Origin of the sequence: Dyadobacter psychrophilus, assembly GCF_900167945.1 — a bacterium.
Classification (GTDB): domain Bacteria; phylum Bacteroidota; class Bacteroidia; order Cytophagales; family Spirosomataceae; genus Dyadobacter; species Dyadobacter psychrophilus.
Window position 1 is genome coordinate 20,152 of the sequence record NZ_FUZA01000017.1, and the last position, 12,098, is coordinate 32,249.

The 12,098-nt window shown below is 47.4% G+C and carries 15 protein-coding genes; 3 read left to right on the top strand and 12 right to left on the bottom strand.

The genetic code is table 11. The features are described from left to right. Window positions 1-161: 161 nt before the first annotated feature. The 12 genes from B5X68_RS27830 to B5X68_RS27885 all read right to left on the bottom strand — a co-directional run bounded on the left by B5X68_RS27830 (window position 162) and on the right by B5X68_RS27885 (window position 9,929). Complete coding sequence (locus B5X68_RS27830; RefSeq protein ID WP_082218052.1) at window positions 162-341, bottom strand: hypothetical protein; 180 nt, start codon at window positions 339-341, stop codon at window positions 162-164. 66 nt (window positions 342-407) lie between these two features. Further along, a complete protein-coding gene (locus tag B5X68_RS27835; protein ID WP_082218053.1) occupies window positions 408-1,421 on the bottom strand; it encodes an aldo/keto reductase in 1,014 nt (337 codons plus the stop codon). A gap of 41 nt (window positions 1,422-1,462) precedes the next feature. After that, a complete protein-coding gene (locus tag B5X68_RS27840; RefSeq protein WP_082218054.1) occupies window positions 1,463-2,104 on the bottom strand; it encodes a hypothetical protein in 642 nt (213 codons plus the stop codon). Window positions 2,105-2,129: 25 nt separating this feature from the next. After that, window positions 2,130-2,609 carry a (2Fe-2S)-binding protein gene (locus B5X68_RS27845; RefSeq protein ID WP_082218055.1) on the bottom strand — a complete coding sequence of 160 codons (480 nt, stop codon included), beginning with the start codon at window positions 2,607-2,609 and terminating at the stop codon, window positions 2,130-2,132. A gap of 93 nt (window positions 2,610-2,702) precedes the next feature. Then, a complete protein-coding gene (locus B5X68_RS27850) occupies window positions 2,703-3,758 on the bottom strand; it encodes an alpha/beta hydrolase (protein ID WP_082218056.1) in 1,056 nt (351 codons plus the stop codon). 1 nt (window position 3,759) lies between these two features. Then, window positions 3,760-4,524, bottom strand: coding sequence for a carboxymuconolactone decarboxylase family protein (locus tag B5X68_RS27855; protein WP_170916754.1), 765 nt, complete (start codon window positions 4,522-4,524; stop codon window positions 3,760-3,762). 10 nt (window positions 4,525-4,534) lie between these two features. After that, window positions 4,535-5,602 (bottom strand): alpha/beta hydrolase, encoded by a 1,068-nt coding sequence (locus tag B5X68_RS27860; protein WP_082218057.1) that lies wholly within the window; start codon window positions 5,600-5,602, stop codon window positions 4,535-4,537. Window positions 5,603-5,646: 44 nt separating this feature from the next. Next, entirely contained in the window at window positions 5,647-6,279 is a 633-nt protein-coding gene (locus B5X68_RS27865; protein WP_082218058.1) for a flavodoxin, read from the bottom strand. 15 nt (window positions 6,280-6,294) lie between these two features. Then, window positions 6,295-6,765: a nuclear transport factor 2 family protein gene (locus B5X68_RS27870; RefSeq protein ID WP_082218059.1), complete on the bottom strand. Its 471-nt coding sequence runs from the start codon at window positions 6,763-6,765 to the stop codon at window positions 6,295-6,297. Window positions 6,766-6,777: 12 nt separating this feature from the next. After that, on the bottom strand, window positions 6,778-7,269 hold the full coding sequence (locus B5X68_RS27875) for a nuclear transport factor 2 family protein (protein ID WP_082218060.1): 492 nt from the start codon (window positions 7,267-7,269) through the stop codon (window positions 6,778-6,780). A 52-nt stretch (window positions 7,270-7,321) separates the two neighbouring features. Beyond that, on the bottom strand, window positions 7,322-8,176 hold the full coding sequence (locus B5X68_RS27880; RefSeq protein ID WP_082218061.1) for an aldo/keto reductase: 855 nt from the start codon (window positions 8,174-8,176) through the stop codon (window positions 7,322-7,324). A gap of 142 nt (window positions 8,177-8,318) precedes the next feature. Beyond that, window positions 8,319-9,929 (bottom strand): carboxylesterase/lipase family protein, encoded by a 1,611-nt coding sequence (locus B5X68_RS27885; protein WP_082218062.1) that lies wholly within the window; start codon window positions 9,927-9,929, stop codon window positions 8,319-8,321. A 166-nt stretch (window positions 9,930-10,095) separates the two neighbouring features. Between B5X68_RS27885 and B5X68_RS27890 the strand changes: the two genes are divergently transcribed. From B5X68_RS27890 to B5X68_RS27900, 3 genes are all read left to right on the top strand, one after another. Further along, window positions 10,096-11,001, top strand: coding sequence for a helix-turn-helix domain-containing protein (locus tag B5X68_RS27890; RefSeq protein WP_082218063.1), 906 nt, complete (start codon window positions 10,096-10,098; stop codon window positions 10,999-11,001). Between the two features lie 16 nt (window positions 11,002-11,017). Beyond that, window positions 11,018-11,509, top strand: coding sequence for a cupin domain-containing protein (locus B5X68_RS27895; protein WP_082218064.1), 492 nt, complete (start codon window positions 11,018-11,020; stop codon window positions 11,507-11,509). Between the two features lie 330 nt (window positions 11,510-11,839). Then, window positions 11,840-12,098 (top strand): transposase (locus tag B5X68_RS27900; RefSeq protein ID WP_141110145.1); only part of this gene is annotated, 259 nt, incomplete at its 3' end.

Consider the following 12,098-nt stretch of genomic DNA (forward strand, 5'->3'; position numbering starts at 1 on the left):
ACGCCTTACATTGTAACATAATTCCTCCATAAGTGTATTTAGGGTTTTTATGAGTAAGTGAAGATAATGCTGCCCACACGTAGGTCAGTTCGAGAAAAAAAAATGTTCTTATAGAAGATCTGGCGATTCAAACTCGCCAGTTGGCAATAGTTAAAAGTACATTACCATTTTACGGCAGGTGAATACGTAGCATTGGGCGGATTAGTCTCAACCGCAGATGAATCTGCCGCTTGCTCTGTATCCGGACCGGTGGGAACAGAAGGCTCAGGCGTATTGTCAGATTTCTGCTTGCATGAAATGAAAACAAGCATCGCCAGGCATATTGACAGGATATAGTTCATATTGCTATGTTTAATAGGAGATAGAAACGGCAAATTCAACATCTATGACAGACAGCGAGCTGCTGACTATTTTCCAACCCGGTTCTGCAACGCTTCGGGATAACGCGCCCCTTCAATTTTAATTTCCGAAGCTGCACTTTCAATTTCAGCCCGGTCCTGCTCGCTAAGTTGAACAGCTGCCCCGCCCAAGTTCTCTTCCAATCTATGCAGCTTTGTTGTCCCCGGAATAGGCACAATCCAGGGCTTTTGCGCGAGCAACCAGGCCAATGCAATTTGCGCGGCGGTGGCAGGCATTCCTGTGGCAGGCAATCCTGTTCCACCTTTTTGCTGCGCAATACGATTAAGCAAATCCACCATTACCTGGTTTGCTTTACGTGCTTCTGTGGTGAACCGGGGTACGATATTTCTGAAATCGTTTTTGTCAAAGGTTGTGTTCTCGTCGATCTTGCCGGTCAAAAACCCTTTGCCTAGCGGGCTGAATGGCACAAAGCCGATCCCGAGCTCTTCCAGCGTCGGCAAGATCTCATTCTCAGGCTCTCGAAACCAGAGTGAATATTCACTTTGAAGCGCGGCAACTGGCTGAACCGCATGCGCCCGGCGAATCGTCTGCGCGCCTGCTTCTGAAAGTCCGAAATGTTTGACTTTTCCAGCCTGGATCAACTCTTTTACTGCTCCGGCCACATCTTCAATTGGCACCTGTGGATCGACCCGGTGTTGATATAGCAAATCGATGCGGTCTGTTCTAAGGCGTTTGAGTGACGCTTCAACAAATGCCCGTATACTTTCAGGCTTGCTGTTAAGCCCGCCTTTCGAGTCGCCACCTTCAAAGCCAAATTTTGTCGCAATCACTACTTGATCCCGAAAAGGTTCAAGTGCTTCGCCCAGCAGCTCTTCATTTGTAAATGGCCCGTAAGCTTCGGCAGTGTCAAAAAAAGTTACACCACGCTCGAATGCAGCCCTGATCAGTGCAATACCATCATTTTTATCTGTTGCCGGGCCGTAGCCGAAGCTTAGTCCCATACAACCCAGGCCAAGTGCCGACACTTCAAGCCCGCTTTTTCCTAATTGTCTTTTTTCCATTGTGTTCCTACTTTTTCGTTGATGATCCTGAATTGAAAGCCTTACTTCTTGGGGGCGTAAGCGCCGCTTTGAAGCCAGGTAATCCAGGCTTTTTTAAATTCGGCATGTGTTACCGGTGGCAATGTCCTTCCTTCTCCCGGATCCCAGCCTGCCAGCACAAGCCCATCATCGGCATGCTCGATCAGCTTTTTGATATCCTTGTTCCCATTTTGCTTTTTGTCAACCAGCTGTTTAGCCAGCTCATGCGCACTTTTTCCTTGAAAAACCATTTTCATGGCAGCAGGCGGCAAATGCCACTCAGGGTTGCCGGGCGGCATATGAAGGCCAGCTATGTTGGTTTCCTGATGGCAATTCGAACATTTCATGGCATAGACGCCCTTTCCATCCAAGCCACGTTTGGGTCCCATCGCATGCAAATGGCTGTCATCCCCTTGCAGCGGCACATCCCCAGCCGGATGGCAGTTCATACAGCGCGGGCTCATCAGCGTTTTATAAACAATCTCAAAAGCTTGTACGGATTCTACGCTATCACGGTTAATGGTGCTGAATGTAATCTGTTTTACCGTCGCATCATTTCGGAATGCAGATGCCCCGACGGCGACGATAAAAATGAATATTGACAGCACGGTAGCGGCCTTTTTTGGAACAAATTGTTTTATTCCATTTTCTGGTTTTTGCTTCATAAGGTGAGTTTGAAAATGGATGTTGTTAACCCTTCGTACCTGTTTTTTTCTGCAACTCGGCAGCCGTGTGGATCGCCTCGCGAATCCGCAGGTAGGTGCCACAGCGGCAAATATTGCCCGACATCGCATCATCAATATCCTGGTCAGTTGGATTGGGCTTTTCGCGCAGCAGCACCGCAGCCGACATAATCTGCCCTGAATGACAATAACCGCATTGCGGCACGTCAAATTCCTGCCAGGCTTTCTGGACAGGGTGTGAATTTGTTTCAGACAACCCCTCGATCGTCACCACTTTTTTCCCAGCCGCACGGCTCACCTTGGTCACACAAGAGCGTACTGCTTCGCCATCTAAATGCACCACACAAGCCCCGCACTGCGCGACCCCACAACCATATTTAGTACCTTTTAGACCAGCCAGATCGCGGATCGCCCACAAGAGCGGCATTTGTGGATCAGCTTCCAAAGGGTAATCCTTCTTGTTGATATTCAATGTGATTTTGGCCATGGTGAAAAGGTTTAATTGATGGTGAGATTAGGCTTATATTTTTAGAAAAAAAAGCAGTTACAGCTGGTAACAACTACAATCCAAATATTTGACTTACAGAAACTTTGTATAGAACTCAGCGAGCTTGTCAACAGCCTGATCTACATACTCTGGCTTCCAATAGGTCTGGATGTGTGTTGCCCCATCGATAACAAACAGCTCCTTGCTTTTTGAATTAGTAGCTTTGGGGAATGCTTCATCGGTCATGTATTTTGTGTCCGCTTTGCTTCCAGCCATCATGAGTAAGGGCTGATCAATTAAATCCATGTTCTCGGTAGCGTCCCAGGTCATCAAATCCAGTAAGTTGCTCATAGGGTACAGAAAAGTGGAGTTGGGATGTGCATGCGTTCTATAATAGTAAATGTACCCTTCGCGATACAGATCTGTGGAAACCTTGGCAATTTCTTCATCAGTGATACTGGCCACTCCGGCGTAAATAATTTTGCCATCTGCGGCCTGCTGCGCGCGGGCATCGGAAGCCTGTTTTAAACGCTGTGAAATGGTTGCCAGGCCTGAATTCTGAAAGCCGTTGCGCCGGACTTCGCCCGAGTTAAACATGCTCAGGGTTGCAACCGCTTTTAGTCTTTTGTCAGATTGGGCAGCTTTTAACGTATATCCACCACCGCCACAAATCCCCAAAGCGCCAACACGGTTCACATCCACTCCCTTGTAGCGGGTGATAAAGTCGGCCATCCCACGAATGTCTTCGGTCCGAAAGGCAGGTCTATCGGTGTGACGGGGCTTGCCGCCACTAGCTCCCTGGTAGGCTGCATCCGCAGCAATGGTGATGTATCCTGCCCCTGCCAGCCGCTGCGCATACAGCCCGGCTGTCTGTTCTTTAATACCGCCATTGGGATGGGCAATGACTAATGCTGGATATTTTTTTGCAGGGTCATAATTCGTTGGAGTATATACGTTGGCGGCAATATCAATCCCATTCAACTTATATTTTACGGGGTGGATGTTGACTTTGCCTGCTATGTTTTCTGAAATAGCACCATCATAAACCAGCGTAAACGGGTTTTTAGCTGTTGTAGCCTGAGCGTTTGCTACCTGCACTTCTGACATCGATGCTAACAGGCTCATTGTTGCGATTGCTATATTTTTCATTCTATTTATTACTACTTAATACTTCGTTTAAAACTGTATCTGCCGCTGTGGTTTTCTGCTTGCCGATTGTTGGGGCAATGACAGTGACAAACTCTTTTAATTGGGCAGGCGACCAACCTGTACGTAGTGAAATGCTCAAATGGCTTTTTAGCATCGGCTCTGCCTGGCCAATGGCGCTGATTACCGAAATGGTCACCAGTTCCCTTTGGCCGTAAGTCAGCACATCTCTTTCAAAGATGTCTGCAAACAAATGTTCCTTTAAGAATGTATCTATGGCAGGCGCAAATGCGCCATAGCCCGAAGGCTGCTCGGGCTGTGGCGTTCCTGTCAGTTCACCTAGTATTTTTTTGCCGCGCTCATATTTGTTGCTATCAGCTGGGACAACAGATGCTTCTTTTCCCATGTTGTTATGGATGCCCCTGGCTTTCCTTTCTTCAATGACCTGCATAAATGTTTGCAAGCCGCGAATGCTCCGTGGAAAACCACAATAGGCATAGGTATGCACCAGGACTTCCTTAATCTCATTGACACTCAAACCTTGATCAAGGCCCGCGCCAAGCTGTTTTTTTAGCTCTGGGATCTCACCTTGTGCTGTCAGGGAAGAAATAATAATGATACTCTTCTCTTTGGGGGCTAATCCTTCTTTTGAGCTGGCCACGTTCTGTGCCTTTATACTGTTAACAGTCATTAAAACCACCGCTAATACCGTTATAAAGGCAGCTGGTTTTAACCTGATGGTTCTCAATTTGTTTTTGCTTAAATCCATAGTCTGATGATTACTTATCCAGGCGTTTTTCTTTTAACCATTTCTCCAACACGCCTGCAACTTGCTCACTGTTTAAATCCGACATCAGAAAATGGGTATTGCCTTTAATACCTATCTCTGGCAAATGGACAATAGTAGCATCGCCTCCGTGGCTGTTTACCACCTTTGCCCACTGGCGCGCCGTAGCCAATACATTTTTCCAAAAATTAAGTGAAGCTGCTTTCGTTTCGTCTTTCGGGATGAAATCACCGAAATAAACCACAATGGGTATCTTGGTCAGTTTCTTGAACTCATCAAGGGGGACTCCTTTACCGCCACGGTTGCCTTCGGGCTCCTGGCCTTCGGGAAAAGTAAACCCACCCGGCTCATAGGCCACAACAGCTTTAACATGCTGGTTTTTAATAGCAGTCTTCCATCCCGGCGAACCACCGGCCGAATGGGTAAACAATATCCCGTCGCCAGATTTATCCATCACTGCCGACATAGCATTTACAATCGTTGCTTCATCGACACTGCCCGTGTTGGGCGTCATCATCCGGAAAAAATTATCCAGCGATACGCTGTCTTTGGGAAACTGCACACCCTCATTAAAATCTGGATACAAGCCGATCCGGAACTGGGTGAACCAGGTCTGGTCATCGGGTGTGGCCGTGATCTGTCCTGGCTTTGATGTTTGCCCTGCGTGGCCACGCCCGGGTTGGTCTACCAGATAAACACCGTAGCCTTTTCTTAGAAAGATATTGGCAAAGCCTTCCCTTCCATCGGCCGTGGTTTGCCAGCTGCGGCGCGACTGCCCGTAGCCATGCAGAAAAACCATAGAAAGTCGCTTTGCCTTTGGCGGGATCTGGTAAAACACGTCGGCATGGTCCCCGTGGCGGGTTTGTCCGCCCTGCGCTACATTCCAGGGTTTGAGCGCGTCGAACGTGCCTTCACTTTTGGTTACGCTGCCACCAGCCGAAAAAGCGCCCTGCTCCTGGATGATTAAAGGTTTCTGACTTTTAGTTTTCTGTGCCTGGCCTTGCAAGCTTACTATGGAGCATACCACACATACAAGGCTTAGTATTGCTTTATTTCTCATATCTATTGCATTTAGTCTGCGACGCTTGAATCAAATTGTTCGCATTAAATCATTTTAAGCTTTTCAAGCCATTGCTTGATCTCATCCTCGGTCTGGCGCGCTTTCTCATCCTTGATCATCAGCAGCTGCCCGTCCCTTTCAAGACCGCCCCGGGTCGAATAAGCTTCCAGTATTTTACTGTTCGGGCATAGCTGCCTGACTGTTTCGAACGTGCTACCAATGCCGTAGCCACCGTTCGTATTGAAGGGAATGATGGTCTTTCCGCTCAAATCGTATTGTTTCAGAAAACTTTTCATCGGCGGTGGGAGCTGCATCCCCCAGGTCGGAAAACCGACAAAGACCACATCGTACTGGCCGATACTATCAATTTTAGTTTTCAAAGGCGGCAGATATCCCGACTGGTTTTCACTGGCTACCTGCGCGACAGTTGCCTGATAATTCTCAGGGTACGGCTTTTCCAGCTCAATCGCCACCAGTTTTCCACCTACGTTCTTCTGGATCATTTCCGCAACTGCCTTGGTATTCTTCGTGCGGGATAAATAGACGATCAGGATCTTGTCAGCTGCCACATCAGTGCCCGTTTCAGCATCGATCCGCTCAGTTTGAGTAGAAGAGCAAGCCGAAACCAAGAACAAAAAAGCCAGCAGCAGGTGTGCTAATGGAGCGGTTAGTTTCATGTTTTCTGATGTTTATTATCCTCCCACCTTGGTAAATGAGAGTGATCCCAGTTTCCAACCTTCTTTTTGCTGCACATACACTTCCGTTACTTCAAACTCGTTGGTGACTTCCCTGCCGCCAACGACCGCTAACAGTGTAATCCTGTTCAAAAGGATAGCCGTTGATCCAATGATGTTTACGGATACTTTATGGATATCTGCCTTTTTGTAATGAATGCCCCCGGACTTGATGATATTGACTTCCTGCTGTTTGCCCCATGATCCGCCCATGTGAACAAAGACGGCCTTTTCATCAAAGAGCGCAGCCAGTGAGTCTGCATTCTTGTCTGCCATCCACTGCCATTTAGTTTTAGAAAGGGCAATGATTTTCTGCTCGGCGCTATTTTCAGCTTGCGCGAATGCTCCCTGAGATCCTAGCATCAAGCCTGCTGCAAGTATCAGGCAGGTAAGGGTTCTGGTGATTGTTTTATTTACGTTCAATTTCATTGTATCTCCGGTTTAATGTTTGATAACATGCGTATCGCGCACACTGCTGAATGTAAGCGCCAGCAGTTTCCAGTCAGCGCCCCGTTTCTTATAAACTTCCGTAACTGTAAATTCAACTTTCGCCTCGCTACCCCGAACTGTTGATTCCAGCGTAATACGACTCCAAATGATAGCCGTATCGTCAAAAAGCTCCACCGCTACATCGTGCACGTCGGCTTTTCTGTACCAGATGCTTCCGGTCTTGATGATTTCGAGCTCTTCGTCTTTTTTCCAGGTACCGCTCATATGGACAAATTTTGCTTTGTCATCAAAGAGTTTGGCCAGCTCGTCCACGTTCTTATCAGCCATCCATTGCCACTTCTTTTTTGAAAGGTCAATGATTTGTTGCTCCTGGCCGGCTGCGCCTTGTGCTAGTGACGATTGAGTACCTGCCAGCACGAAGCATAGCCCCAAAAACGTAGCTGCCAGAACAGATTTGAAAAATGATTGAGAATGCAATTGCATGAGTAATAAGTTGATTTAAAGGTTAAATATTAATTTCTCGCCCTCTTATAGGCTATTTATCATCCAGCTTTCTTTCACCTAGCCATTTCACCATATTGGGATCACGGTGATCGAAAAAGCTACTCGCATTGGTATCCAGAGATTTGATCGCGTCCATATCTTGCGCGCTCAACTGGAAATCAAAAATGCTCAGGTTCTCTGCCATTCTTTCTTTACGGACCGATTTCGGAATTGCAATTACCCCCCGCTGCGTGAGCCAACGGACGACTACCTGCGCGATTGTTTTGTTATATTTTTGACCAATCGAGGCTAAGAGCTCATTTTGAAACAAGCCGTTTTTACCTTCTGCGAATGGCCCCCAGGACTGGATCTGCACATTGTTTTCTTCCAGGAATTGCTGCGTTTCAACCTGCTGGTGAAAAGGGTGCGTTTCAATCTGGTTGACTGCCGGGACAATTTCGTTATGGATGATCAGGTCAATGAGCCTGTCAGGTTGGAAGTTACTTACACCAATTGCCCTGATTTTACCTTCCTTATATAGTTCCTGCATTGCCCGCCACGCTCCATACACATCGCCGAATGGCTGGTGGATCAAATACAAGTCCAGGTAGTCCAGCTGTAACTTTTTCAGCGAAACCTCAAATGCCTTTTTGGTATCCTGGTATCCGTTGGATTGTATCCAGAGCTTTGTAGTAATAAAGAGCTCTTCCCTGGCAAGGCCACTTTTCTTTATTGCATTCCCTACGGCTTCTTCGTTCTGGTAGGCCGCTGCCGTATCAATCAGGCGGTAACCTGTATCGATCGCGTCCAATACACTTCTCTCACATTCTGCAAGGTCCGGCACTTGAAAAACCCCGAACCCCAGAATTGGCATTTCTACGCCGTTATTTAATTTTACTGTTTCCATAGTGGTCTTTGTTTTGATGATGCAAAGTTCCGCCTTTCCAGGGGCATGTTTGGTATATAGATTCCCGTTTTCTCTACCAATATTCCTGGTAGAAGATTGGGCCAGACCCTATCAGGAAAGCTATGCCAGAACCGCTTTCAGTCTATTTCTCCGTAGCCTTTTGCATCACATCCAGCCGTGCTTTTTTAGGGTCGGGTCCGCCCATAGCCGAGCCGTCAGAGCGGAACTCGATGATTTCGTTTTTCCTTGGATCATAAACCGGCCACTTTGGTAAACCCTTACCATTTGGGTCTGATGTCTTGGCGAAATTGGCCCAATACGCGTTCATCATCGTGGCAACCTGTTTGTCTGTTGGTGCAATTGTAGCTCCGCTGCGCTCCATCAGATTGTCAAAAACATAAGCGATTTCGGAAGCATGTCCTGCGCCAAAACGCATCCGCTGTTGCATGGAAGCTGCTACGTAGGAGAAAAGATAAACGTAGGCTTTGTCACCTTTGGCTGTGACCGCACTTGCAGTAAACCGGGCTGGCTCTGCCCAAACTTTATCGGTGTTGACCATCGAAAGCATTTGAGCGAAGTCTGTTTTACCATCCGGATCATAGGCAGCAGTCATTTCCTTACGTACAGGTTCAAACTGCGCCAGCAATTCGTCCTTTGACCTTGCATTCACAAAGCCAGCCGGTACTTCTGCACTATTCGAACCAATGATGATTGGAACACGGATCTGCCTGCCTGCCTTATATGCCTGCTCGAATGTCTCTACAACCAATTTGCCGTCCAGGATCGGCCCGGCGTAAATCAGCGCCCCGCCCTGGCCATTGCTTTCTTGTCCATTATCGACAATATCTTCCACAGAAAGTGAGCGCAGTTTGTCCAAGGCTGCTGCATCCTTACCCTGGATACCATGTTTAGCAGCAAAGTTTACACCTATTGTCTCGGCTGACACAGGATAATATTTGTCGGCATTTTCTTTACTGATCGGCCTGCTTGATAAAACGCCGTCACGGCCGCCGCCCGACTCGATAATTGCCTTTTGAAAAAGGCCTTTCGCAGACGGGATCGTCAGCAGTGAATGCACTGAAACGCCACCAGCCGATTCACCAAAAATCGTCACATTCTTTGGATCACCACCAAATGCGGCAATATTCTGCTGCACCCATTTAAGCGCCGCGATCTGATCCATATAGGCATAGCTCCCTTTTGGCTCATTGGGATGCTCAGCGCCTAATGCAGGGAACGCAAAATGCCCGAGCCGGCCCAAGCGGTAATTGAAATTCACCAGAATGACGCCTTGTTTGGCAAACTGAGTGCCGAAAGTTTCAGGATAGGAACTCCCACCGCCCACAAACCCGCCTCCGTAAATCCATACCATGACAGGTAGTTTGGCTCCCGGCTTGGCTGCACTAGGCTTCCATATATTTAGAAACAGACAATCCTCCGATGTGTTTTCCCGGATCTTACCCGCCTGGCGTGGCCAGCCAGCCTGGGCACAATCGGCGCAAAATTTAGTTGCATCCTTTACGCCCTGCCAAGCAGGATATGGCTGCGGGGCTCGCCATCGGAATTCTCCAATGGGTGCTGCCGCATAGGGGATTCCTTTAAAGACATCAGCGTCTGCTTCTGTGAGCCCCCGTAAAGTTCCAGCGCTTGTCTGGACCGTAGGACTTTCGCTGGCACCCGTATTGGTTGATGTTGGCTGGGCCTGCAAACCAAAACTTAAAATGAAAGTTAAACCTGTAAGTATGTTTCTCATTTTTTGGATATTTCCGCAGTTTAATTGGATTGTAAATTTCGGCTTTGCTTTGAGAGCAAATGGTATACAGATTCCCGATTTGTCTACCAATATTCCTGATTTGCCTTTCCGGATTTTTCAGCAGGTAATGAATTGGGTAACTTTGGGCATATAAAATTCTCAGACTATGGAAGACATCATTCGTTTCGAAACTGTAAATCAATACAATGCATTTAACCAGCAGGAAACACTGCACCCGCTGGTAACTGTGATTGATTTGTCAACCGCCAGTCCCAGAAAGAAGACAAGCCAATACATGGGCTGCTACGGGATTTTCTTAAAAGATGTCGTCTGCGGCGATCTTCGTTACGGGAAAGAATATTATGATTATCAGGAGGGCACTTTGGTCTTCATGTCTCCTGGACAGGTTTTCACTGTCGAAAATGACGGGGAGCTTTATCAACCCAAAGGCCACGCGCTCGTCTTTCATCCCGATCTGCTTTTGGGAACTTCACTGAACGGGAAGATGCAGGAATTTTCGTTTTTTGGTTACCAGGTCAATGAAGCGCTGCATTTGTCCCAGCGTGAAAGGCAGATTGTGATGGATTGTTTTGGCAAGATTAAGTATGAGCTTGAACACGCCATTGACAAGCACAGCAGAAAACTTATTGCCGCTAACCTTGAATTGTTCCTTGACTATTGCACACGCTTTTACGACAGGCAGTTTCTTACGCGTGATACCATACACAGGGGAATCCTGGCAAAATTTGAGGCCCTTTTGAGCAGTTATTTCAGCTCGGAGAAACCCCAGACCATTGGCCTGCCGTCTGTCTCGTATTGCGCCGAAGAGCTCAACTTGTCAGCAAAATACTTTGGTGACCTGGTTAAGAAAGAAACCGGCCAGACTGCCCAGGAATACATTCAAATGAAGGTGATTGAAGCCGCCAAGGAAAGGATATTTAGTAGCGACAAAACCGTTAACGAGATCGCCTTCGAACTGGGATTTAAATATCCCCAGCATTTTAGCCGCCTTTTCAAACAGCGGATCGGGCAAACTCCAAATGAATACAGGATTTTAAGCAATCTCAATTAATCTAAAACCCCGCGAAATGCAGCGATCAAAAGGACTGGACCGTTTGCTGTTAGCATTCCTGCTGACGCTGACCCACATCTTTGTAAGCGCCCAGGTAAAAGATGCCGGGTCGCCAAGCAGGTCGATTTTTCCAAAAGGACAGCTGGCCCCAGCTAGCAATTTCACTGGAAAAGCATGGGTTCACCCGTTGATCCAAGCTGATAGTGCTTTCAATATTCCAGTGTCTTCTGTGACCTTTGAGCCAGGTGCCAGGACATACTGGCATTCACATGGAGGCGGCCAGGGCATTATTGCCATCGACGGTGTAGGTTATTACCAGGAAAAGGGCAAACCCATTCAAGTCCTCCGAAAAGGCGATACCGTCAAATGTCCGCCCAACACGCCGCATTGGCACGGCGCTTCTCCCGAAACCGGCTTTGTTCAAATGGCAGTGACGCCTAACCATGCCAACGGAAGGGTCAAGTGGCTCCAACCGGTAACCGCTGCTGAATATACCAATACAAAGTGATTTTAATTTGACCTTAGTATACAGGCAAATCCGCAATCAGACGAAAACAATGCCTACCAACAAAGCCTAGTCAATATTTGGCCAGGCTTTGTTGGTACACCCATTTAAATCAGCCTTCAAGAACGACGGCTATGCTGTGCTTTGAAGTTGAATTACGTATTAAGGTGCACCCTAGATGTTTAGTGAACTGAAATACATAGTCTATTCACTTAGAAGGCAGGATTCAGTTGATCATTCAAATTACGCTTTAACCACCGTGGCCGTTGCAGAACTCAATGAAAAACAGCCTAAATCCTTTCCATAACTGCCTGGAATTTTGTAACTTCAGGAATGCAAGGAAGAAAAAACTACTCCGAAAAGCTGTTCATGAACTTCCAGTTATCCGAGCGGATTCCAAAGGATAATTTTTATCGGAAGTTGAGAGAATCTCTGGATTTGAACTCCATTTACAAAGAAACCAGAGATCTGTATGGAAGCACCGGGAACCCGTCCATTGACCCGGTTGTATTCTTCAAGCTTATGCTTACGGGTTACCTGGAAAACATAACCTCTGATCGTAAACTGGTCGATCACTGCTCGATGCGCATGG